Annotated in this window: 22 protein-coding genes and 1 riboswitch; of the genes, 7 read left to right on the plus strand and 15 right to left on the minus strand. The window is 67.7% G+C overall.

What is annotated here, in order from left to right; genetic code table 11:
* Positions 1 to 7 precede the first annotated feature (7 nt).
* Positions 8 to 592: an SIS domain-containing protein gene (locus CFB34_RS23100; protein WP_069246887.1), complete on the minus strand. Its 585-nt coding sequence runs from the start codon at positions 590 to 592 to the stop codon at positions 8 to 10.
* Positions 593 to 718: 126 nt separating this feature from the next.
* Positions 719 to 1147: a YraN family protein gene (locus tag CFB34_RS23105; RefSeq protein ID WP_179243601.1), complete on the minus strand. Its 429-nt coding sequence runs from the start codon at positions 1145 to 1147 to the stop codon at positions 719 to 721.
* A gap of 46 nt (positions 1148 to 1193) precedes the next feature.
* On the opposite strand from CFB34_RS23105, the gene rsmI reads away from it, so the two are divergent.
* Positions 1194 to 2075 carry a 16S rRNA (cytidine(1402)-2'-O)-methyltransferase gene (gene rsmI, locus CFB34_RS23110; protein ID WP_089438994.1) on the plus strand — a complete coding sequence of 294 codons (882 nt, stop codon included), beginning with the start codon at positions 1194 to 1196 and terminating at the stop codon, positions 2073 to 2075.
* 112 nt (positions 2076 to 2187) lie between these two features.
* On the opposite strand, the gene CFB34_RS23115 is transcribed toward rsmI, so the two are convergent.
* Positions 2188 to 2799 carry a septal ring lytic transglycosylase RlpA family protein gene (locus CFB34_RS23115; protein ID WP_089439034.1) on the minus strand — a complete coding sequence of 204 codons (612 nt, stop codon included), beginning with the start codon at positions 2797 to 2799 and terminating at the stop codon, positions 2188 to 2190.
* A 657-nt stretch (positions 2800 to 3456) separates the two neighbouring features.
* Here CFB34_RS23115 and CFB34_RS23120 point away from each other — a divergent pair.
* From CFB34_RS23120 to CFB34_RS23130, 3 genes are all read left to right on the plus strand, one after another.
* The gene (locus CFB34_RS23120; RefSeq protein ID WP_043185095.1) at positions 3457 to 4101 is read left to right on the plus strand and encodes an MBL fold metallo-hydrolase; all 645 of its coding nucleotides are present in this window, start codon (positions 3457 to 3459) and stop codon (positions 4099 to 4101) included.
* On the plus strand, positions 4098 to 4757 hold the full coding sequence (locus CFB34_RS23125) for an exonuclease (RefSeq protein ID WP_039346779.1): 660 nt from the start codon (positions 4098 to 4100) through the stop codon (positions 4755 to 4757). Before CFB34_RS23120 ends, CFB34_RS23125 begins: the two co-directional genes overlap by 4 nt.
* Positions 4758 to 4836: 79 nt before the next feature.
* On the plus strand, positions 4837 to 5307 hold the full coding sequence (locus CFB34_RS23130) for an Lrp/AsnC family transcriptional regulator (RefSeq protein ID WP_011882933.1): 471 nt from the start codon (positions 4837 to 4839) through the stop codon (positions 5305 to 5307).
* 48 nt (positions 5308 to 5355) lie between these two features.
* On the opposite strand, the gene CFB34_RS23135 is transcribed toward CFB34_RS23130, so the two are convergent.
* The 3 genes from CFB34_RS23135 to CFB34_RS23145 form a co-directional block, all read right to left on the minus strand.
* Positions 5356 to 6513 (minus strand): cation diffusion facilitator family transporter, encoded by a 1158-nt coding sequence (locus CFB34_RS23135; protein WP_089438993.1) that lies wholly within the window; start codon positions 6511 to 6513, stop codon positions 5356 to 5358.
* A gap of 242 nt (positions 6514 to 6755) precedes the next feature.
* Positions 6756 to 7049, minus strand: coding sequence for an H-NS histone family protein (locus CFB34_RS23140; RefSeq protein ID WP_006491875.1), 294 nt, complete (start codon positions 7047 to 7049; stop codon positions 6756 to 6758).
* A 365-nt stretch (positions 7050 to 7414) separates the two neighbouring features.
* Positions 7415 to 8074, minus strand: coding sequence for a pyridoxamine 5'-phosphate oxidase family protein (locus CFB34_RS23145; RefSeq protein ID WP_089438992.1), 660 nt, complete (start codon positions 8072 to 8074; stop codon positions 7415 to 7417).
* A 237-nt stretch (positions 8075 to 8311) separates the two neighbouring features.
* Here CFB34_RS23145 and CFB34_RS23150 point away from each other — a divergent pair, with 237 nt between their 5' ends.
* Complete coding sequence (locus CFB34_RS23150) at positions 8312 to 9541, plus strand: MFS transporter (protein WP_089439033.1); 1230 nt, start codon at positions 8312 to 8314, stop codon at positions 9539 to 9541.
* A gap of 88 nt (positions 9542 to 9629) precedes the next feature.
* Here the strand turns inward: CFB34_RS23150 and CFB34_RS23155 are convergent, their stop codons facing one another.
* Together CFB34_RS23155 and CFB34_RS23160 are read right to left on the minus strand one after the other, a co-directional pair.
* Positions 9630 to 10772 (minus strand): branched-chain amino acid ABC transporter substrate-binding protein, encoded by a 1143-nt coding sequence (locus CFB34_RS23155; protein WP_089438991.1) that lies wholly within the window; start codon positions 10770 to 10772, stop codon positions 9630 to 9632.
* 416 nt (positions 10773 to 11188) lie between these two features.
* Positions 11189 to 12268: a nitronate monooxygenase gene (locus tag CFB34_RS23160; RefSeq protein ID WP_089438990.1), complete on the minus strand. Its 1080-nt coding sequence runs from the start codon at positions 12266 to 12268 to the stop codon at positions 11189 to 11191.
* Positions 12269 to 12491: 223 nt separating this feature from the next.
* On the opposite strand from CFB34_RS23160, the gene CFB34_RS23165 reads away from it, so the two are divergent.
* Positions 12492 to 13184 carry a dienelactone hydrolase family protein gene (locus CFB34_RS23165; protein ID WP_089438989.1) on the plus strand — a complete coding sequence of 231 codons (693 nt, stop codon included), beginning with the start codon at positions 12492 to 12494 and terminating at the stop codon, positions 13182 to 13184.
* A gap of 81 nt (positions 13185 to 13265) precedes the next feature.
* The gene (locus CFB34_RS23170; RefSeq protein WP_089439032.1) at positions 13266 to 14744 is read left to right on the plus strand and encodes an amidase family protein; all 1479 of its coding nucleotides are present in this window, start codon (positions 13266 to 13268) and stop codon (positions 14742 to 14744) included.
* Between the two features lie 89 nt (positions 14745 to 14833).
* On the opposite strand, the gene metF is transcribed toward CFB34_RS23170, so the two are convergent.
* From metF to flhA, 7 genes are all read right to left on the minus strand, one after another.
* Complete coding sequence (metF, locus tag CFB34_RS23175; RefSeq protein WP_089424248.1) at positions 14834 to 15664, minus strand: methylenetetrahydrofolate reductase [NAD(P)H]; 831 nt, start codon at positions 15662 to 15664, stop codon at positions 14834 to 14836.
* 12 nt (positions 15665 to 15676) lie between these two features.
* Positions 15677 to 16030, minus strand: a complete 354-nt coding sequence (locus CFB34_RS23180; protein ID WP_006477367.1) for a phage holin family protein — start codon at positions 16028 to 16030, stop codon at positions 15677 to 15679.
* 161 nt (positions 16031 to 16191) lie between these two features.
* Positions 16192 to 17610 (minus strand): adenosylhomocysteinase, encoded by a 1419-nt coding sequence (ahcY, locus tag CFB34_RS23185; protein ID WP_089438988.1) that lies wholly within the window; start codon positions 17608 to 17610, stop codon positions 16192 to 16194.
* Positions 17611 to 17642: 32 nt separating this feature from the next.
* Positions 17643 to 17758: riboswitch (S-adenosyl-L-homocysteine riboswitch) on the minus strand.
* A gap of 107 nt (positions 17759 to 17865) precedes the next feature.
* On the minus strand, positions 17866 to 18600 hold the full coding sequence (locus tag CFB34_RS23190) for an RNA polymerase sigma factor FliA (protein WP_006484033.1): 735 nt from the start codon (positions 18598 to 18600) through the stop codon (positions 17866 to 17868).
* 22 nt (positions 18601 to 18622) lie between these two features.
* A complete protein-coding gene (locus CFB34_RS23195; protein WP_089438987.1) occupies positions 18623 to 19441 on the minus strand; it encodes a flagellar biosynthesis protein FlhG in 819 nt (272 codons plus the stop codon).
* Positions 19434 to 21194, minus strand: a complete 1761-nt coding sequence (flhF, locus tag CFB34_RS23200; RefSeq protein WP_089438986.1) for a flagellar biosynthesis protein FlhF — start codon at positions 21192 to 21194, stop codon at positions 19434 to 19436. The genes CFB34_RS23195 and flhF overlap by 8 nt, the downstream gene beginning before the upstream one ends.
* Entirely contained in the window at positions 21191 to 23290 is a 2100-nt protein-coding gene (flhA, locus tag CFB34_RS23205) for a flagellar biosynthesis protein FlhA (protein ID WP_089438985.1), read from the minus strand. Before flhA ends, flhF begins: the two co-directional genes overlap by 4 nt.
* Positions 23291 to 23304: the final 14 nt, after the last annotated feature.

Genomic DNA, 23304 nt, shown 5'->3' on the forward strand with positions numbered 1-23304 from the left:
CCTTCGTTCAATCCTCACCCAGCAGCATCGCGTCGATGCCGTCGCACAGGCAGTGGATGGTCAGCAGATGGACTTCGTGGATGCGCGCCGCGCGAACGGCGGGCACGCTGATCGGAATATCGGTATCGGACAACGCGGCGGCGACCGCATGGCCGTCGCCGCCCGTCAGCGCGACGACGGTCATCTCGCGCTCGTGCGCTTCGTCGATCGCCGCCAGCACGCGCGGCGACGCGCCGGCCGGATCGAGCACCAGCAGGATGTCGCCGGTCTGGCCGAGCACGCGCACCTGCTGCGCGAACAGCTGATCGGCGGACACCGCGCCCGCGAGGCCGCCCTGCGACGCGTCGGTGGCCAGCGCGATCGCGGGCAGGCCCGGGCGCTCACGCTCGAAGCCGCCGACGAGGGACACGGCGAGGTAGTGCGCGGCGGCGGCCGACGGGCCGTCACCGCACGCGACGATCTTGTTGCCGTTCGCCAGCGCGGCGAACATCGCATCGACCGCGGCTGCGATCGGCAGCGACAGCGCGTCGGCCGCTTCGGCGTGAAGCGCGGCGCTGTCGCGGAAATGTTGCTGAATACGTTCGACTGACATCGATTCCTGGTGAACTGGGCGCGTGGCACGCATCGCGCGACATCGTGGGTGCGGCGAGTTTACCGTACTCCGGCACCCTCTCCGGCGGTCCGGCAAGAACTCTTTACATCTCGTCACAGCTCGCCGCTACGCATCGTCGGCACGAAATGCGTCGCGCAGCCACGCGAGCCGGCCGGCCTCGAATGCGACGACGTCGAAGCGGCACGCGGCGCCGGCGCCATGCCGCGCCCAGAACTGGAGCGCGGCCGCCACCAGGCGACGCCGCTTGCGCCAGCCGACGCTCGCGGCCGCGCCGCCGTGCCGGACGCTGCGCCGCGCGCGCACCTCGACGAACACGAGCGTGCCGTCGGGCTCGCGCATCACGAGATCGAGCTCACCGCCGCGCATCGTCACGTTCGCCGCGACGAACCCGAGGCCGCGGCGTTCGAGAAACTGCCGCGCACGCAGCTCGAACGCCGCGCCGACCGGTTTGGATCGTGCCGCATCCGAAAAGTTGTCGCCGGCGCGTGCCAAACCGCGCCCGTCGCCCGGCCGGGCCGGCGCCGCGTGGCACAATGCCGTCCTTGTTCCGCTTGCGCCGCGATTGCGCGCATTGCCTGCCATGACTGCCCTCCTCGAACTCGCGCACACGCAGCACTACCCGGACGCCGCGCTCTACGTGGTCGCCACGCCGATCGGCAACACCGCCGACATTACGCTGCGCGCGCTGCACGTACTCGGCCTCGCCGACCGCATCGCAGCTGAAGACACCCGCAGCACGGGCCAACTGCTCGCCCGCTACGGGATCTCGAAACCGCTCGTCGCCGTGCACGAGCACAACGAACGCGAAGCCGCGCAACGCGTGATCGAACTGCTGCGCGGCGGCGAGCGCGTGGCCTACGTATCGGACGCCGGCACGCCCGGCATCTCGGACCCCGGCGCGCGGCTCGTCGACGCGGTGCGCGCCGCCGGCTTCGCGGTGATCCCGCTACCGGGCGCGAGCGCGGCCGTGACCGCGCTGAGCGTGGCCGGCGACTGGGCCGGCGCGTTCACGTTCGCGGGCTTCCTGCCGCCGAAGACGAAGCAGCGCGCGACCGCGCTGCAGGCGCTGGTATCGCACCCGTATGCACTGGTGTTCTACGAAGCCCCGCACCGGATCGCCGAAACCGTCGCCGCACTCGCCGACGCATTCGGCCCCGCGCGCCGGCTGCTGATCGCACGCGAGCTCACCAAGCTACACGAGCAGTTGTTCCAGGGCACCCTGGCCGAAGGACAGACCTGGCTCGCCGGCGATGCGAACCGGCAGCGCGGTGAGTTCGTGCTGGTGGTCGAAGGCGCACCGGCGACGAGCGGCGAAGCCGACGACACCGCGCACGACGCGCTGCTCAAGCTGCTGCTGGAAGAGGTGCCGGTGAAGAGCGCGGCCAAGCTCGCGGCCGCGCTGACGGGCGCGTCGCGCAACACGCTGTATGCGCGTGCGCTGGTGCTGAAGGACGAAAGCTGACGCGCGAGACGGCCGGCCGGCACCGGGAAGCCGGCGTCGGCATCGCGCCGCGCAGGAAAGACAAAGGGCTGCCCGCGGGCAGCCCTTTTGCATGAGCGGTCGAGCCGCTGCGTTACTTCGCCGAGACCGACGCGAACATTTCGTCGCGAGCCTCGCGCGCTTCCTGCGGCGACAGCCCTTCGATCTTCACGCGGCCCGTGCCGGCATGCACGAGGCCGATCATCTTGGCGGCCGCATACGACAGGTCGAGCACGCGGCCGCGCTTGAACGGCCCGCGATCGTTGACCTTCACGACGACCCACTTGCCGGTCGACGCGTTCGTCACCCTGATGTACGACGACAGCGGCAGCGTGCGGTGTGCGGCGGTGAGTGCGTTCATGTTGAAGCGCTCGCCGTTCGCGGTGCGGCGGCCGTGGAAATCCCGCCCGTACCACGATGCGCGGCCCGTCTGGCGGAACTCGGACACATCCTTGCCGTCGATCGGCTCGGCGTCCGCCAGCGACGACTTCTTCGCGTCCTTGCTGTCGGCAGCGGGCATCGATGCCAGTGCGGAATCAAAACTGAGTTGCTGCTTGTCGTCGTCCGCCTTCGCGGCAGCGGTCGTCTTGTCGACCGCTTTCTTCTGGTTCGCGCTGCTGGTGGTCTGGCTGGGTGGCACCGCGCAGCCCGTCAGCGCGAAAAACAATGCAATGGTCCCGAATCGACTCGGAAAACGTAAATTCATCGACGTGTCGCCTTCTGGTTCGGGCCGCTGCTTCATCACGCCGATTCACAGCGCAGATATGCGGCCCGGACGGCAAATGCGTGCACGCCCCGCTCGGATGCGAGCAGGCGGCTAGCATGGGCGCGGCTTTCGTCTAGGCCGCAACCGTCCTGATTAGCTTTCACGTCTGGCACAACCTGTCCCCAACAGCCTGACCAGACCCCACATGCCGCCATCGAACATGGCTTCACGTTCGCGCGCGTCGAAACGACCGACTCACAGGAACGGCGGCACAGGCCCCATCCGGCGGCGCGGCAGCAGGGCCGCAGGCGGGCGCGCAGCACCCGGCCGGACAAGACGTGAGCACCGAATATTCGGTGCTGGATACACCGCCGGACTACCCGGCGGCTGATGCTTGACGGTGCCTCCGACGCCCCTTTTTTAACGGGGCCGAAACACCAGCGAATTGCGTGAAATTCACGTGCAATGGGGCGCATTATACATAAACCAAAAGGTTGTCTCGGAAAGCGCCCGTCGGGGACCATTGATTCTCGCTATGGCGGTAACAATCGACATGCTCCGGGAATGCCCTGAGGCGCGCACCGCGACGCGCGTCGCGCGACCGGCAGGCAGCACGCGCGACCGGTACAATCGCTCCTTTTAGCCGCCGGTGCCTCCATGAAAGTCACGCTCATTCCGGTCACGCCGTTCCAGCAGAACTGCTCGCTGCTCGTCTGCGAAAAAACGGGCCGTGCCGCCGTCGTCGATCCGGGCGGCGATCTCGACCGGATCGAACAGGAAGTCGCGCGGCAGAACGTGCAGGTCGAGAAGGTGCTGCTCACGCATGGGCACATCGATCACTGCGCGGGCGCGAAGACACTCGCGACGCATTACGGCGTGCCGATCGAGGGGCCGCAGGAAGAAGAGCGCTTCTGGATCGAGAAGCTGCCGATGCAGAGCGAGCGCTTCGGCTTTCCGGCCGCCGAAACCTTCGAGCCGGATCACTGGCTGAACGACGGCGACACCGTGCAGTTCGGCGACGAGACGCTCGAGGTCTATCACTGCCCGGGCCACACGCCCGGCCACGTGGTGTTCTTCAGCCGCGCGCATCGCGTCGCGATCGTCGGCGACGTGCTGTTCGCGGGCTCGATCGGCCGTACCGATTTCCCGCGCGGCAATCACGAGGATCTCGTCCGGTCGATCAAGGAGAAGCTGTGGCCGCTCGGCGACGACGTGACGTTCGTGCCGGGCCACGGCCCGGTGTCGACGTTCGGCGACGAGCGCCGCACCAACCCGTTCGTGTCCGACAAGGTATTCGGATGAACCAGACCGCCATCCCGGAAATCTACGTCAGCACCGACGTCGAGGCCGACGGCCCGATTCCCGGCCCGCACTCGATGCTGAGCTTCGCGTCGGCCGCCTATACCGAGGACAAGCAGCTGATCGCGACGTTCTCGGCCAATCTCGAAACGCTGCCGGGCGCGCAGGCGCACCCGGTGCAGGAAGCGTGGTGGAAGACCGAGCCCGAAGCATGGGCCGCGTGCCGGAAGGATCTGCAGGCGCCCGAAGCGGCGCTGCTCGCGTACGTCGACTGGGTCGAGGCGCTGCCCGGCAAGCCGGTGTTCGTCGCGATGCCGGCGGGCTTCGATTTCACGTTCATGTTCTGGTACATGATGCGCTTCGCGGGCCGCTGCCCGTTCTCGTGGTCGGCGCTCGACATCAAGACGCTCGCGTTCGCGATGACGGGCCTGCCGTACCGCAAGGCGATCAAGCCGCGCTTTCCGAAGCACTGGTTCGACGACCATCCGCACACGCACGTCGCGCTCGACGACGCGATCGAGCAAGGCGCGCTGTTCTGCAACATGCTGGCCGACCTGCGCCGCCAGCAGGCCGCGCTCGCGGGCCTCGCGGTGTCGGACACCGATCGGTCGGAAAACGCGGGGGCGGGACAAAATCCTACGGATCCGCGAGCAAATTAGCGAATCTCGCTCAACAACGCGACGCCAGATTGCCTTTCCTTTCCCGGCCCTCTAACATTCAGCGTGTTGTAGCTGCCGCATGGAGGCGCAGGTGACGCTCGATTCCTTTTCGCAAAAAATCCTTCGCCTGTTGCAGCTCGACGCGCGCCGTTCGGTCCAGGAAATCTCGGACCAGGTCGGCCTGTCGAGCACGCCGTGCTGGCGCCGCATCAAGGACATGGAACAGTCGGGCGTGATCCAGCGCTACACGGCGCTGCTCGATCGCGAGAAGCTCGGCCTGCACGTCTGCGCGCTCGCGCACGTGCACCTGACCCGCCACAACGAAGGCGGCGTCGAGCAGTTCGAGCGCGAGATCTCGACCTGCCCGGAAGTCACCGAGTGCTACAGCACGACCGGCGAAGCCGATTACATCCTCAAGATCGTCGCGCCGGACATCAAGGCCTACGACGTGTTCCTGCACGAACGCATCTTCAAGATCCCCGCCGTGTCGCAGGTGCGCACGAGCGTCGTGCTGCGCGAGATCAAGTTCGACACGCAACTGCCGCTGTAACGCGCCGGCACGCGCGGGCGACCTTCCATCCCGTGTGCCCGCGGCGGGTCACGCCTGCGCGGGCATCGTGCGCGTGAAGCCGATCCGGCGCGCGCCGAACTCGCGCTCCAGCGCGTCGGCGCCGAGCCGGCCGGCCAGCGCCGCGTCAGGCTCGTGCGGATCGCAGTCAAGCGTCACGTCGATCTCGAGCCCCGTACTCAGGTAATGCAGGTTGATGGCCGCCGCATGCAGCCCGCGCTGCGCGAGCGCGGCCTCGAGCCGTGCCACGATCTCGCCGCGCGGCGGCAGCGCGAGCGCCGGACGGCGCGCCGCGTCGTTCTCGGGATCGACGTGGATCAGCGCATCGAGCACGCGCGGATCGTGCAGCACGCGCGCACGCGCGGTCTCGGCGATGTAGTGCCCTTCGGAGACGGAGATTTTCGGATCGACGAGGATGTGCGCGTCGACGAGCGCGGCATCGCCCATCTTGCGCGTGCGCAGGTCGTGCACGTCGCGCACGCCCGGCGTCGCCGCGAGCAGCGCGCGGATCTCGTCCGTATCGGTCGTGTCGAGCGCGCGGTCGGAGAGGTCCTGCAACGCGTCATAGCCGAACGTCCAGCCCATACGCGCCACCATGAAGCCGACGATCGCCGCTGCGATCGGGTCGAGCAGCCGCACGCCGGCCAGGCTGCCGACGATGCCGATCGCGACGACGAGCGACGATGCGGCATCCGAACGCGCATGCCATGCGTTCGCGACGAGCAGCGCCGAACGGACGCGCCGCGCTTCGCGCAGCATGTAGCGAAACAGCGCCTCTTTCGACACGAGCACCGTCAGCGCGACGAGCAGCGCGGAAAAATGTACCGCCGGAATGTTTTCGAGATTAACGAGGCGGTCGCCGGCCCGCCAGAGCATGCCGACGCCAACCGCAATCAGGATAGCGCCGAGAAACAGCGACGCGACGGTCTCGTAGCGGCTGTGGCCGTAATTGTGGTCGGCATCCGGCGATGCGCCGCTATGCCGATTCGCAACCAGCACGACAAAATCCGAGATCAAATCGGAAATCGAATGCACCCCGTCAGCAATCAATGCCTGCGAATGGGCAATCACGCCGACGACGATCTGAAATGTCGCAAGCACGACATTCAGCACAATACTGACGAACGTGCTCTTGCGTGCAACCGCGTGCTTATCTGCGCTCTGCGCGTCGCCGGAAAACGTGGACATGAAATATGGGATATGGGTGTACGGAAACCCGATTCTATCAAGGGCGCCCCGCGAACCCGGCCAATACCCACAAATTTCTTATTTAAATCAATCGCTTATGCGAACGGGTCGTATTTTCATTCACGCCCCATTATTACAGTTCCATGACACCGCCATGTGCGAGGCGGCCGCTGAAAACAAAAAAGCCGCGCTCCTTAACGGACACGCGGCTCTTTTGAAGAGCAGGCTATTTAAACAGACGTTTAAATCGCAAACTGTTCGCGGTTCTTGCCTGCGATCCAGCGCGGCGGCTTGCCGCGGCCCGACCACGTCGCGCCCGTTTCCGGATCGCGGTATTTCGCGGCAACGCCTGCGCGCGGACGCCCAACCTTACCTGCCTTCGCGCGGCTGAGACCGAGTTCGGCGAGCGAAAAGCCGTAGTCGGCAATTTTCTGCTTCACGTCATTCAGCACTTCAGCGTATTCACGCGACTTTGCTTCTTCGATTTGCTTCTCCAGCTTTTCCCGCTGGGCCAGCAGGTCCTTGTAAGAAGACATAGTTTCCCTTTCTATCTGACCAATGGCGCCGGTCTGCAGCCAGCTCACCATTCATGAAATATATGTGCCTCGGATTTTCGAAGGCAGAGATTAGCACAAAAAAGATTTGATAGAAGCGGGATTCATGAAAATCCCGAGATCAATTGGAATTCACACGTGTCATTTTGACCGGCCGCGGCCTTTTCTCAAATTTTTACGTTCCTACACAGAGATTAGGACATTAGCGATTGGCTATTAGGCCTATCAACATACGCAATTACCCTGCATTTGAAAAATAGAAGCTTTCATCGGACGACAGCTTTACGAAAATCGCATGGCGCGCCTCGCTAAACGGGTTCGGCGCGCACCCGCCGCTATCCGCGACGTCACGTCACATCCCGCGCGCACGCAATCAGCCGGTCGCGCCATTCGCCCGCATCGGCCAATGGCGTATCAAACGGCGTACGCACGCGGCGGCCGTCATGTCGCCAGTCGGCGCCGTGGCGATCGACGCCGAGCAATTCGAGCCCGTCGCGGCGCGCAGCGCCGGCATCGTACGCGTCCCATAACGCCTGCTCCTCGTCGAACGCGAGCGGCGGCAGCGTCTCGAGATGCGTGCCGTCGACCCAGCCCATGCGCCCGAACCCGCCGATATAGCGCAGCCGCTCGACGTCGAGTGCCCAGAACGTGAAATCGCCCAGCGCGAGATAGCGCGTGGCATCCGGCTCATAACGACAGTAGCGCGCGGTGACGTGCGGATCGTCGCCGAGCGGCACGAACCGGCCGAGCAGCGTCGCGCGCTCGGCGTTCAGCACGTCGCCGTCGGGCGCATCGACGACGAGGAAGCCCGCGCGCGGATCGGCGGCCAGATTGCGCGTGTGCTCCGCGAGGCCGCTCACGAGGATCACGGGACGGTGGCTTGCATCGGGTGCAAACGGAACGACCGTCGGATACGGGAAACCCTGTGGATCGCGAGAATGGGTGGCGAGCGTGCCGAGCGCGCAGCGGTGCAGCAGATGCACGGCGAGAGCGGGATCGATGTTCAAGAGGACTCCTGCGGTCGAAGGGTGGCGCATCGGGCACGCCACGCGCTCCGATGTTACCCGCGGGCGCGGCGCACCGTGCATCGGTCGAACGGCCAGGGCAGTCGATGCGGCCGAACGCGGGTCACTGACTAATCGCCGGACCATCGGCCGAACGGCCAACGCCCGGCAGGATCGTAAGCGGTTCGATAGAATCGGACGGATCCGACGGGCGCCGCGCGCGTCCGTGCATTTCCCTTGATGAGCGTCATCGTGTCCGAATCCTCCTCCCCCGAATCGTCGTCCCCGTTCGCCGCGCCGCCCGACGCGCATCGCGTGCTGTCGCTGCCGGCCCGCCAGCGCGCCCGCGCGGCATCGATGGCGCTGTTCTTCGTCGCCGGCATGATGTTCGCGTCGTGGGGCGTGCACGTGCCGACCGTGCGCGACAAGTTCGCGCTGAGCCCCGGGCTGCTGTCGATCGCGCTGTTCGCGGTCGCCGTCGGGTCAATCGCCGCGATGCTGACCATCGCGCGCTGGATCGCGCGCGTCGGCTCGCGCACCGCGTGCCTCGCGGGCGGGCTCGTGATGTCGGCCTGCGCGGCGCTGATCCTCGTCGTGCCCGACTACCCGATGCTGCTGGCCGTGCTCGCGCTGTTCGGCTTCTCGATGGCGACGCTCGACGTGGCGATGAACGCCGAGGCCAGCGCGGTCGAAATCGCGATCGGCAGGCCGATCATGTCGTCGCTGCACGGCATGTTCAGCATCGGCGGGATGGCCGGCGCGGCCGCCGGCGGCGCGCTGCTGTCGGCCGGCATGGCGCCGGCCGTGCATCTCGCGCTCGCGGCGGCGACCAGCGCGACGGTGCTGGTGGTCGCCAGCCCGGCCGTGCTCCCGCATGTGCCGCATCACGAGCACGCGCACGGCGGCGGCAACCGCTGGCGCTCGCCGGCGTTGTGGATGCTCGGCGGCATCGCGCTCGTCGCGCTGATCGCCGAAGGCGCGATGTACGACTGGGCGACGGTGTACATGCGCGACGTCGTCGTCGCGAGCCCCGCGCTCGCCAGCGCCGCCTATGCCGCGTTCTCGGGCGGGATGGCCATCGCGCGCTTCGCGGGCGACGCCGTGCGCGCCCGCTTCGGCGCGCCGCAGCTCGTGTTCGCGAGCGCGTCGCTCGCCTGCGCGGGGATGATCGGCGCGCTGCTGCTGCCGTATTCGGCCACGGTGCTGACCGGCTTCACGCTGATGGGCCTCGGCCTCGCGAACATGATGCCGGTGCTGTTCGCGGCCGCCGCGCGCGTGAAAGGCATCCATGCGGCCGAAGGGCTCGCGCACGTGGCCGGGCTCGCGTATTTCGGCATGCTGTTCGGTCCGGTCGTGATCGGCGCCGTCGCGCAAGCCTCGAACCTGACGATCGGCCTGTCCGTCGTCGCGCTGTGCGCGGCGCTCGTCGCGGCCGTCGCGCCGAAGGTGCTCGCGCGGCTGAAGATCTGACGGGGCGCGGCACGCGCCGGCCCAAAAAGAAAGCGCGCATGCGTTGCCGCATGCGCGCCTTCACCCCTTCTGTTGACCGCTTGTATCGTTACATCTTCACTTCGTCGAGCAGCGACTTCTTGCCGCCCTTGTAGTTGTACAGCGAGATCACGCCGTGCTGCAGGTCGCCCTTCGAGTCGAAGGTCGTCGTGCCGATCACGCCCGAGTAGTTCGTCGCCGGCATCGCGGCGAGGATCTTCGCCGGATCCGCCGAGTTCGCGCGCTTCATCGCATCGACGATGATGTACACGGCGTCATACGTGAACGGTGCGTAGATCTGGATCGGCTGGCCGAAGCGCTTCTCGTACTTCGCCTTGAACGCCGCGCCGCCCGACATCTTCTCGAGCGAAGCACCGGCTTCCGAGCACACCACGTTGTCGGTCGCGTCGCCGGCCAGGTCGGCCAGCTTTTCCGTGCACACGCCGTCGCCCGCGAAGATCTTCGCGCGCAGGCCGAGCTGCTTCGCCTGCTTCGCGAACGGGCCGCCGGTGGCGTCCATGCCGCCGTACATGATCGCGTCCGGATTCTCGCCCTTGATCTTGGTCAGAATCGCGCGGAAGTCGACCGCCTTGTCGTTCGTCGCGTCATGCGACATCACCTTCAGGCCGAGCGCCTTGGCCTTCTTCTCGAACTCGTTCGCGAGACCCTGGCCGTACGCGGTCGAATCGTCGACCACGGCCACGCTCTTGATGCCCTTCGAGTGCGCGTAGTTCGCGAGTGCCGGGCCCTGCTGCGCATCGGTGGCCACCACGCGGTACGTGGTCTTGAAGCCCTGCTGCGTGTAGGCCGGGTTGGTCGCCGACGGCGAGATCTGCACGATGCCCGCATCGCTGTAGATCTTCGAGGCCGGGATCGACGTGCCCGAGTTCAGGTGGCCGACCACCGCGACGACCTTGTCGTCGACGAGCTTCTGCGCAACCTGCGTGGCCTGCCGCGGGTCGGCCGCGTCATCCTGCGGGTCGAGTTGCAGCGTGATTTTCTGGCCGCCGACCGTGAGACCCTTGGCGTTGATCTCTTCGACAGCGAGACGTGCGCCGTTTTCGTTGTCCTTGCCCAGGTGTGCAATGCCGCCCGTCAAGGGCGCGACGTGGCCGATCTTGACGACTTGATCGGCCGCTGCGTTGCCCGCAGCTGCAGCGCACAGCATCGCGGCCGCGGTGATCGGCAACAGCTTTTGCATCTTGATATTCATGTAAGTCTCCAGTTTCGGTCCCAATAAACGCCATCGCCCGGTGCCCCGCTGCCATCCCTGTGTTTGCAATCACTGGACGATTCGCCGGTTGCATCGTTCATGCACTTGGCCTCAAGCACGTGAAAACCGCCGCTTTTAGCAGCCGCCCATCCGTACTTGCGCGCAAGTGTAGGTGATCAAATTAATTTGTGGGACTTTTTTGGGGTAGTGGTAACACTACCGATATGCGTCCATTGGAACGACTACTCGAATATCGCCGCAAGCCCCGCCGGATAAGGGTTTCCGCTAATTCCAGGCGACTCGCTGAAAGGTCGTTTTAAAACATTCCGGGGGCATTTCGATTCGGTATTTTGTGCCCGCGATCATTGAATGAAACGCGCGTGACAACGCGCGTTTCGTCGTCCGATATGAACGATTCAGGCAGCCGCCGCGCGCCATTCGGCCTCGAGCGCGGCGACGAGCTGCGACGTCGTCAGCGCATCGCCGCGCCGCCGTGCGAGCGGCGCGCCCTGCCCGGCCCAGAGCGACAGGTAGTCGCCGTCGTTCGCGCGCGCGGCGGCCTGGCGCAGCGGCTGGGTCAGCGCGTTCTGCACCGGGTACGGCGCGGCGTCGGCCACGCGTTCGCCGAGCCGGGCCATCAACGTGTTGCGCAGCCCGCGCGCGTGGCGGCCGGTGATGGCGCGCGTGACCTGCGTCGACGTGTCGGCGCTCGCGAGCAGGCGCGCCTTCCAGTCCGCCGCGATCGCGCTTTCCGTGCAGGTGAGGAACGCGGTGCCGAGTTGTGCGCCCTGCGCGCCGAGCGCAAGCGCGGCCGCGATCCCGCGGCCGTCCATGATGCCGCCCGCGGCGAGCACGGGCAGGCCGGTCGCGTCGACCAGTTGCGGCACGAGCGCGAGCGTGCCGATCAGCGCATCGTCGGCGGCACCGATGAACGTGCCGCGATGGCCACCCGCCTCGGCGCCCTGCGCGGACAGCGCATCGGCGCCGGCCGCCTGCCACGCGAGGCCCTCGGCCACGTGCGTCGCCGTGCCGATCACGTAAGTGCCGGCGGCCTTCAGGCGGGCGACGTCGGCTGCATCGAGCACGCCGAACGTGAAGCTCGCAACGGGCACGCGCAACGCCACGAGTGCGTCGAGCTGCGCGCGGAAGTCGGGCGCGTAGCGCGCGGGCGCGGTGCCCGGCGGCAACCCGAGCGCTGCGTTCAGCGGGTCGATCGCGGCGAGCGCGCGGGCGACGGTCGCCGCGTCGGGCGCGGCATCGGGCAGCACGAACAGGTTGACCGCGAACGGGCGATCGGTCGCCGCGCGGATGGCGTCGACTTCGGTCGCGAGGCGCTCGGGCGCGAACGCGGCGGCGCCGAGACTGCCGAGCGCGCCGGCATTCGACGCGGCGGCGACCATCGCGGTCGTGGTCGCGCCGACCATCGGCGCCTGCACGAGCGGCAGGCGCAGGCCGAAGCGTTCGGAAAAGGGCGTGGCAAACAGACGGGCGGACATGGCGAATCCTTCGGTGACGATGCGCGAAAGCGCTTTGTAAAGGCCGGTACATCGACTCTATCGAAGCGGCGCAGCGCCGAAAAATGAATAATCGAGATCGAAACGATCGCTGCGCGAGAAGCGGGCGCGTGCGCTGCACCGTCACACGATCGGTGGCACACTAAGCCGCCCTCTTCCACCCCGGGGCGCGCATCGCGCACCCCGTTCGCCAGGAGTTCAGAACGTGACTGCCCAATGGATCGACATTCCCGCCGGTAACGACACTTTCGGCGGCTATCTCGCGCTGCCCAAGCGCGGCACGGGCCCTGCCGTCATCATCATCCAGGAGATCTTCGGCGTGAACGCGCACATCCGTGCGGTCGCCGACCAGTACGCGTCCGACGGCTTCGTCGCACTCGCGCCGGACGTGTTCTGGCGCACGCAGCCGCGCGTCGAGCTGACCTACGAAGGCGCGGATCGCGACAAGGGTATCGAGCTGATGAAAAAGACCGACGTGGGTCTCGCGGTCGCGGACATCGGCGCGGCAGCCGATGCGTTGCGCGCGCGCCCCGAAGTGGCCGGCAAGGTTGCCGCGATCGGCTACTGCTTCGGCGGCCAGCTCGCGTACCGCGCGGCCGCGACCGGCAAGATCGACGCGGCCGTGGCCTACTACGGCGGCGGCATCCAGAACGCGCTCGATCTGGCCGGCCAGATCAAGCAGCCGATCCTGTTCCACTACGCGGGACACGACCACGCGATCCCGCCCGAGGCCGTCGACCAGGTGAAGGCCGCCTTCGCCGGCCACGGCCACGCGTCGTTCCACGACTATCCGGGCGCCGAGCACGGCTTCAACTGCACGGATCGCGCGTCGTACAACCAGCGCGCGTCGGCGCTCGCGCACGGCCGCACGCTGGCTTTCCTCGCCGAGCACCTCTAAAAACGGCCGGCCGCGGGCCCCGCGCACCGGGCCCGCGTTATGCTGCTGTCATCGCCACGAGCCACCACGGGGATGACAGCGATGCACTCGGACTATCTCGCGCATGACGCGATCGGCCTCGCCACACTGGTACGCGAACGCAAGGCGAGCCCGCGCGAACTGCTCGACGCCGCGATCGGCCAGGCCGAAGCGGTCAACGGCGCGATCAACGCGATCGTGCTGCAGGACTACGAAGCCGCACGCCAGCGCGCGGCCGCCCCACCCGACGGCGGCGCCGACGCGCCGTTCGCCGGCGTTCCCTATCTCGTGAAGGATCTCGGCGCGGCGGTCGCCGGGCTGCCGCTGTCGATGGGCAGCCGGCACTACCGGTATTTCGTGCCCGCCGACGATTCGCCGGTGATCGCGCGCAGCCGCGCGGCCGGTCTCAACGTGTTCGGCAAGACCAACACGTCGGAGATCGGCCAGATGCCGTACACGGAACCCGAACTGTTCGGCGCGTGCCGCAACCCGTGGAATCTCGATCACACGCCCGGCGGCTCGAGCGGCGGTGCGGCGGCGGCCGTCGCGGCCGGCATCGTGCCGATCGCGCATGCGTCCGACGGCGGCGGCTCGATCCGCATTCCGGCGTCGTGCTGCGGGCTGTTCGGCCTGAAACCCAGCCGCAACCCGGTACTCGTCGACCTGCCGTCGAACGGCGAGCTGGTCGTCCAGCATGCGGTCACGCGCAGCGTGCGCGACAGCGCGCTGCTGCTCGACGTGACGACCGGCCAGACCTTGCCGGCGGGCGCGCCCGGCACGTTCCTCGGCGAACTCGACACGCCGCCCGGCCCGCTGCGGATCGGCCTCGTGCTCGACCCGATGCTCGCGCCGGCACTGGCCGACGACACGCGCGCGGCGCTCGACGACGCGGCCGCGCTGCTCGAATCGCTCGGCCACCATGTCGAGCCGGCGACGCTGCAGGTCAACTACGCGCGCGCGGCCGAAACCTTCCTCACGCTATGGGCGACGATCGCCGAGGAGATGGTGCTCGGCGCGCGTGCACTGACCGGCCGCACGCCGAAGCGCGGCGAATTCGAGGCCGCGACGTGGGCGATGGCCGTCGTCGGCCGGCGCCTCGCGCGCACGCGCCTGCCGGACGTGCTCGAATGGCAGCGCCAGCTCACCGTGCAGGTGGCCGGCCTCGTGTCGCGCTACGACGCGATCCTGTGCGCGTCGCTCGCGGGCCCGCCGGTGAAGATCGGGGAATTGCAGCCGACGCCGTTCGAAGCGGCGCAGATGAAGGTGCTCGCCGCGCTGCCGGTGAAGCCACTGCTGAAGGAGATGCTCGCGAAGTCGTCGGAAAAAGCGTTCACGTGGGCCGGCTGCACCGAACTGTTCAACCTGACCGGCCAGCCGGCGATGTCGGTGCCGCTCTACTGGAACGCGCGCGGGCTGCCGATCGGCGTGCAGTTCGCCGCGCGTCACGCCGACGACGGGCTGCTGCTCCGGCTCGCCCGGCAGCTCGAACAGGCGCGGCCGTGGTTCGAGCGTCGACCGCCGCTGATGCAGGCGCAGCGCTGACGCACGCGGCCGCGCGCCGCCGTCATCGAAAAAAAGGCCCCACCGATACAACCGGCGGGGCCTTTACGCATGCCTTCGCGTGAGCGCGCTTACATGACGAGCCGTTCACAGATCGTCCGCGTGGCGGCCGCCGTGTTCAGCGTATAGAAATGCAGCCCCGGCACGCCCGCGTCGACCAGACGCTGGCACAGGCTCGTGACGACGTCCGCGCCGAACGCGCGGATCGACTCGCGATCGTCGCCGAAGCTCTCGAGCCGGCGCGCGACCCAGCGCGGCACTTCCGCGCCGCACATCTCGGAGAAGCGCATCAGCTGCGAGAAGTTCGTGATCGGCATGATGCCCGGCACGATCGGCACCTCCACGCCCAGCTTGCGCGCATCGTCGACGAAGCGGAAATACGCGTCGGCGTTGAAGAAGTACTGCGTGATCGCGGAATTCGCGCCGGCTTTCACCTTGCGCGCGAAATTCTCGAGATCGGCCTTCGGCGAGCGCGCCTGCGGGTGGTACTCCGGATAGCCGGCCACCTCGATGTGGAACCAGTCGCCGTGCTCGGCACGGATGAAGCTGACGAGCTCCGACGCATAGCGCAGTTCGCCGACTTCGCCCATCCCCGACGGCAGGTCGCCACGCAGCGCGACGATGTGGCGGATGCCGTACGAGCGGTACTGGTCGAGGATCGCGCGCAGGCTGTCGCGCGACGAGCCGATGCACGACAGGTGCGGCGCGGCCTCGAGGCCGTCCTTCTGCATGTCGAGCACCGTATCGAGCGTGCCCTGCTGCGTCGAACCGCCGGCGCCGAACGTGCAGGACACGAATTTCGGCTTCAGCGGCAGCAGTTGCGCACGCGTGGCGCGCAGCTTCTCGACGCCTTCCGCCGTCTTCGGCGGGAAGAATTCAAACGAGAGTTCGATCGGTTTCATGATTCGAAAAGGTCAGCCGATGTCGCGCTGCCCGAAGATCAGCGCGGACAGCAGCCACGACACGATGCTGTACAGGATCGAACCGAAGAACGCGGACCAGAAGCCCGACACCTCGAAGCCCTTCAGCAGCGACGACGCGAACCAGAAGCACAACGCATTCACGACGAGGATGAACACCCCGAGCGTGACGATCGTGACGGGCAGCGTCAGCAGGATCAGCACCGGACGGATCACCGTGTTGATCAGGCCGAGCACGACCGCGATGATCAGCGCCGTGCCGAAGCTCTTGATGTGAATCGACGGCACGAGGTAGGTGATGATCAGCAGCGCGAGCGCGTTGATGACCCAGGTGAGGATGACGCTCATGGAGTGCTCCGGTTCGGTTGTCGATCGGTACGATCAGTGGCCGCCGCCGGCCGCCGCGGGTGCCCGAAGGCGCGCCGCCGCAGCCGGCGATCCCGCGCCGTGCCGCCGTGCCGGGTGCGCGCGGGTGACGCGCGCCCGGCACGGCGGCACGGCGCATCGGATCAGTAGCGGTAGTGGTTCGGCTTGAACGGGCCGTCCTTCTGCACGCCGATGTACGAAGCCTGCTCGTCCGACAGCACGGACAGGTTCGCGCCGATGCGCGCCAGGTGCAGGCGCGCAACCTTTTCATCGAGGTGCTTGGGCAGCACGTACACCTTGTTCTCGTACTCGTTGCCGCGCACGAACAGCTCGATCTGCGCGAGCGTCTGGTTCGCGAACGAATTCGACATCACGAACGACGGGTGGCCGGTCGCGCAGCCGAGGTTCACGAGGCGGCCTTCCGCCAGCAGGATCACGCGCTTGCCGTCCGGGAAGATGATGTGGTCGACCTGCGGCTTGATGTTTTCCCACTGGTACTGGCGGGTCGACGCGACGTCGATTTCCGAGTCGAAGTGGCCGATGTTGCAGACGATCGCGTTGTGGCGCATCGCCTTCATGTGATCGTGGTTGATCACGTGGTAGTTGCCGGTGGCCGTCACGAAGATGTCGGCCTTGTCGGCCGCGTATTCCATCGTCACGACGCGGTAGCCTTCCATCGCCGCCTGCAGTGCGCAGATCGGGTCGATTTCGGTGACCCACACGGTCGCGCCCAGGCCGCGCAGTGATTGCGCGCAGCCCTTGCCCACGTCGCCGTAGCCCGCGACGACCGCGACCTTGCCCGCGATCATCACGTCGGTCGCGCGCTTGATGCCGTCGACCAGCGATTCACGGCAGCCGTACAGGTTGTCGAACTTCGACTTCGTGACCGAATCGTTCACGTTGAACGCCGGGAACGGCAGGCGGCCGTCCTTTTCCATCTGGTACAGGCGGTGCACGCCGGTCGTGGTTTCTTCGGTCACGCCCTTGATGTGCGCGAGGCGCGTCGAGTACCAGGTCGGGTCCGCGTCGAGGTGCTTGGCGATCGACTTGTACAGCGCGACTTCTTCCTCGTTGGTCGGCTTCGCGATCACCGAACGGTCCTTCTCGGCCTTCGCGCCGAGGATCAGCAGCAGCGTTGCGTCGCCGCCGTCGTCCAGGATCATGTTCGCGAATTCGCCGTTCGGCCATTCGAAGATGCGGTGCGAGAACTCCCAGTATTCGTCGAGCGATTCGCCCTTGAACGCGAACACCGGCGTGCCGGCTTCGACGATCGCGGCAGCGGCGTGATCCTGCGTCGAGAAGATGTTGCACGAGGCCCAGCGGACGTCCGCGCCGAGCGCCTTCAGCGTCTCGATCAGCACGCCCGTCTGGATCGTCATGTGCAGCGAACCGGCAATGCGCGCGCCCTTCAGCGGCTGCTGCGCCTTGTATTCGTCACGGATCTGCACGAGGCCCGGCATTTCGGTCTCGGCGATGTTCAGTTCCTTGCGGCCCCAGCCGGCCAGCGCCATGTCGGCGACGACGTAATCGTTGGAAGCTTTGGAATCGATAATGGCGTTCATCACGCCCTCCTTTCTAAAAAGTTTCTAGATTGGTGACGTGAGCGCCGTTCAGGAAGCGGGGCCGACGCGGTTGTGCCGCACGGCTGCTTGGTGAAGCCTTCCGAGCCTGGCGGACGCAGGGTGGTCCGTCGCAACGCTCCTCGGAAAGCGGAGAGGATTGTAGCAAATCGGCGCGCAGAATGCGCAAGCGCGCATACACATGGCGCGCATCGGCACACGCGCGCGGCGTCGGCGCGCGCGGCCGTCAGTAAAGGGTCAGGACTCCGCGCCGACCCACGCCTGTTCGCGCAGCCGTGCGCGCAGGCGCGCGACGGCCTGGCTGTGCAGCTGGCACACGCGCGATTCGCTCACTTCGAGCACCGCGCCGATCTCGCGCAGATTCAGACCCCGTTCGTAGTACAGCGACATCAGCAGCTTCTCGCGCTCCGGCAGCCGCTCGATCGCCTCGACGAGCGCTTCGCGCAGGTGCTCGTCGAGCAGCGCCGACAGCGGATCGGCGTGATCGACGCGGTAGCGGTCGAGGAACGGCTCGTCGTCGGCCGCGCGGTCGAAATCCTCGTAGTAGATCAGCTGGCTGCCGTGCAGGTCCTGCAGCATCCCCTGGTATTCGTCGAGCGGCATGTTCAGGTGCTGCGCGATCTCGGTCTCGCTCGCGGAGCGGCCGAGATGCTGCTCGACCTGGTGCACCGCGTGCTCGACCTCGCGCGACGTCTTGCGCAGGCTGCGCGGCAGCCAGTCGTTGCTGCGCAGCTCGTCGAGCATCGCGCCGCGGATACGCTGGGTCGCGTAGGTCTCGAACTGCGCGCCCTGGTCTTCCTTGTAGCGGCCGGCCGCGTCCATCAGGCCGATCATGCCGGCCTGGATCAGGTCGTCGAGGTCGACGCTCGCCGGCATCTTCGCGACGAGCTGCAGCCCGAGGCGTCGCACGAGCGGCGCATATTGCGCGAGCACGTCGGCCTGGGACATCTTTCCTTGAGCGTTGTACATCATGGCTCTCTCCTTGCGGTGGCGCTCACGCGGCGTGTGCCGCGCCCGCCTCATACGACGGCTTGCCGCCCGCGTGCACGGCGCGGCCGGCACCCGAGTGCGGGCGCATCGGCCAGTACAGCAGGTCGGCGGCAATCTGCCGGTAGTCACGCGCGGCGGCCGACGACGGGAACGCGTCGACCGCGGCACGCGTCAGCTCGCGCGCATGCTCGACGAGCGGATCGGCGCTCACGCAGCCCGCGTCGGCGATCGACACCGTCAGGTAGCGGCTCGCGACGCCCGCGAGGTTGTCGAACGCGACCTTCGCGTCCGCGTGGCTGCCAACGTGATTGGTCAGCACGCGGAACTGCGCGAACGCGTGCGCGAAATGCAGCCGCTTCATGTATGCATACGCCTCGGTGATCGCCTGCGCGGCGACCCGCGTGACGACCAGCACGTCGTGCGCTTCGCGGGCGAGCGCCGAGAACGAGCCGTCGGCGCCGAGCTGCGCGTCGACGAGGACGATGTCGGCCGGGCCGTCGATGAAATCGCTCAGCTGCGCGTCGGTGTAGCCGGTGCGTGCGAGCCGCGCCGCGGCGCACAGGCCGAAGCCGGCCGCGACCCGCGTGCGCTCGCCGTCGCGCAGCCACGCGCCCGCCAGCGTCGCGCTGGCCGAATGCACGTCGGTACGCTCGTCGACGACGAGCACATCCTTGCCGAGCGACGCGAGCGCCGCCGCCAGGTTCACGACGGTGGACGTGCAGCCGACCCCCGCCGGCCCGCCCGCCACCGCGACGATGCGTGACGCGCGCCCGGCCAGCAGGCGCCGCAGCCCTTCGGCCTGGTCGATGATTCGTTTATCCAAATCGCACCTCGTGAAGCTCGGCGGTGGAACGTGCGGTCAGTGCGGAAAGCAGCGTCGGCATGTCCTCGTCTTGCGGCACGAAGGGGGAGCCGTCACGCGGTACGCAGAACGCGCTCTTCAGCAGGAATTTGGTCGACGCGACGTACAGGTTCTCCGGCACCTTCTGGCCGGTCGACACGTAATGGATCGGCAGCTTGTAGCGGATCACCGTGTCGAGCACGCCGCCGAGGTGGGTCGCCTCGTCGAGCTTCGTGAGGATGCAGCCGGCCAGGTCCGGATGCTCGCCCGCGCTGCGGTATGCCTGCACGACTTCGTTGAGCGTGTCGCCGTGGCTGGTCGCGTTGAGCAGCAGCAGGCGCTGCACCGGCGCGTTCGCCCCGTGCAGCATCGCGATCTGGTCGGACACCGCGCGGTCGCGCTGGCTCATGCCGATCGTGTCGATCAGCACGATGTGCTTGTTGCGCAGCTCGGACAGCGCGAGCGCGAGGTCGCCCGCATCCTTCACCGCGTGCACCGGCACGCCGAGGATCTTGCCGAAGATGCGCAGTTGCTCGTGGCCGCCGATCCGGTAGCTGTCGGTGGTCAGCAGCGCGACCTTGCTCGCGCCGAAGCGCATCACGCAGCGTGCGGCCAGCTTCGCGGTGGTGGTCGTCTTGCCGACGCCCGTCGGCCCCATCAGCGCGAACACGCCGCCGCGCTCCATCAGCGCATCTTCGCTGTCGAGCACCGGCAGGTTCGACGCGAGCACCGACTGCGCCCATTCGGCGGCCTGTTCGAAGGTCTGCGCGCCGTCGCCGGCCGGCATGTTGTCGACCAGCATCCGCACGAGCTGCGCGGAGAAACCGGCCGCGAACAGGTGCTTCGTCAGCGCGCCATGCACGGCGCTGCGACGCTGGCGGTCGTGCCACATCAGGCTGTCGAACTGCTCGGCCATCATCCCGCGCAGTTCGCCGAGCTCCTGCATCACCGTATCGTTGACGATCCGCTCGATGCGCGACTTCACGGCGTCGGCCACCGCGGCGGCCGCGTCGGCGGACAGGCGCGTGCGCTCGGCCGCCTTCGCGGCGTACGCGGCGCTCGTGTTCGTATCGGGCGCGCGGGTGGCGGCGGCCGGCATCCGGCGTTCGGCGTCGCGCACGATGTCGCGCGCCCAGTTGGGCGGCGTCGCGCTCGCGGCGGTCTGCGGGGCAGGCGCGCTCGCAGGCGGCGCGGCGGGCGTCGCCTGCGCACGCGCCATCAGCGCGTCGCGCTGCTGCGTCAGGCGCTTCGCGTGCTCGACGAGCCACGGCGCGGGTTCGGAGGCGGCGGCCGGTGCGGCGGCGGCTGGAGCGGCGGCCGCGGAAGACGGCGCTGCCGCTGCCGGCGCTTCGTCATCGAGCGCCGAAGGTTGCGCCGTCGCCTCGTCCGCGTCGGCGCTTGCACCGAACACCGACGAGAACACGTCCGGCAGCCCGCCTTCGCCTGCCGCATACGGATTGACCGTCGGGCGGGCCAGCGGCGCGCCCGGGCGCGACACGATGCCCGGCACGGCGGCAGCCGGCACCGATTCCGGCGTGCGCGACGCGGCGACGCGCGGGCGTGCCGCGGCCGGCGGGGCCACGGCGGCCAGGTCCGAATCTGCCAGGGCGACGATTTCCACGCTGCCGTCATCGAGCGTGCGGTTCGACAGCACGACCGCGTCGGCGCCGAGCGCCTCGCGCACCAGACGAAGTGCGTCGCGGCTCGTTGCGCCGGTGAATTTGCGAATGTTCAAGCGGAACCCCCGATGACGTTAACGACTTTGATCGTGCGTGTGTCCGGCACTTCGGCATACGACAGCACTTTCAATTGCGGCAGGCTGCGGCGCAGGAAACGCGCGAGCATCGCGCGCAGCGCGTGCTGCACCAGCAGCACGGGCGGCAGCCCGAGATTCTGTTGACGCAGCATCGCCTGTTGCGTGCCGGTCAGAAGGTTGTGCGCGAGGCCGGGTTCGAGGCCCGGGTTCGCGCCGGTGGCGAGCGCCTGCGACAGCACGCGCTCGAGATTCGAGTCGAGGCCCATCACCTGCATTTCGCCGGTGCCCGGATACCACTGCTGCGTGATCGCGCGGCCGAGCGACAGCCGCACCGCGGCCGTGATCTCGAACGCGTCGCCGCGGCCCGCGTGTTCGGACACGGCTTCGAGAATCGTGCGCATGTCGCGGATCGGCACGCCTTCCTCGAGCAGGTTCTGCAGCACCTTCTGCAGCGTCGTCAGCGAGATCGTCTTCGGCACGAGGTCCTCGACGAGCGACGGCGCATCCTTGCCGGTGCGCTCGATGAGCGACTGCACTTCCTGGCGGCCGAGCAGCTCGGCCGCGTGCTGGACGACCAGATGGTTCAGGTGCGTCGCGACGACCGTGCTCGCGTCGACCACCGTGTAGCCGTACACCTGCGCCTGTTCGCGCATCGCGACGTCGATCCACACCGCCGGCAGCCCGAACGCGGGATCCTGCGTGACGGCGCCCGGCAGCGCGGCCGTCACCTGGCCGGGGTTGATCGCGAGCCACTGGCCCGGGAACACTTCGCCCACGCCGATCTCGACGCCCTTCAGCGCGATCCGGTACGCGTTCGGCCGCAGCTCGAGGTTGTCGCGGATATGGATCACCGGCGGCAGGAAGCCGATTTCCTGCGCGAATTTCTTGCGGATGCTCTTGATGCGCTTGAGCAGTTCGCCGTCGCTGTTCTTGTCGACGAGCGGGATCAGGCGGTAACCGACTTCCAGCCCGAGCGGGTCGATCAGCTGCACGTCGTCCCAGGTCGCCTCGTGGCTGTCCGCCGGCAGCACCGCGGGCGGCGCGATGTCGGTCAGGTCGCCGGCCGCCTTGCGGGCCGCCGCGCGCTTGGTCTGCGTGCGGGCCAGCCAGATCGCGCCGCCGCCGAGTGCGAGGAACGCGAAGTGCGGCATGCCCGGGATCAGCCCCATCAGCACGATGATCGCGCCGGTGATGTTCAGCACGCGCGGGTTCGTGAACAGCTGGCCGGTGATCTGCGTGCCGATGTCCTCGTCGGTCGCGACGCGCGACACGATCACGCCGGCCGCGGTCGAGATCACCAGCGACGGGATCTGCGCGACGAGGCCGTCGCCGATCGTCAGCAGCGTGTAGTTCGTGCCGGCCGCGGCGAAACTCATGTCGTGCTGGACCATCCCGACGATCAGCCCGCCAATCACGTTGATCGCCATGATGATCAGGCCGGCGATCGCGTCGCCGCGCACGAACTTCGACGCGCCGTCCATCGACCCGTAGAACTCGGCTTCCTGCGACACGGCCAGGCGGCGCTTGCGCGCCTGCTCTTCGTTGATGAGGCCCGCGTTCAGGTCGGCATCGATCGCCATCTGCTTGCCGGGCATCGCGTCGAGCGTGAAGCGCGCGGACACTTCGGCGATCCGCCCCGCGCCCTTCGTGATCACCATGAAGTTGATGATCATCAGGATCACGAACACGACGATGCCGACCGCGAAGTTGCCGCCGACCAGGAAGTGGCCGAACGCCTCGATCACCTGGCCGGCCGCGTCCGGGCCCGTGTGGCCTTCGAGCAGCACGACGCGCGTCGACGCGACGTTCAGCGACAGGCGCAGGAGCGTGGAGAACAGCAGCACGCTCGGGAACGCCGCGAAGTCGAGCGGCTTCATCGTGTACATGCTGACGAGCAGCACCATCACGGACAGCGCGATGTTGAACGTGAACAGCAGATCCAGCAGCATCGGCGGCAGCGGCAGGATCATCATCCCCAAAATCATGCAGATGAGGATCGGGCCCGCGAGCGCGCGCAGGTTGGTACCCGCGAGCATGTTCGGGCGCTTCGCGAACAGGCCGGTCGGGGTGCTCATGCTGCCTCCTGCCG

The sequence above is a fragment of the Burkholderia sp. HI4860 genome (genome assembly GCF_002223045.2).
Lineage (GTDB): Bacteria > Pseudomonadota > Gammaproteobacteria > Burkholderiales > Burkholderiaceae > Burkholderia.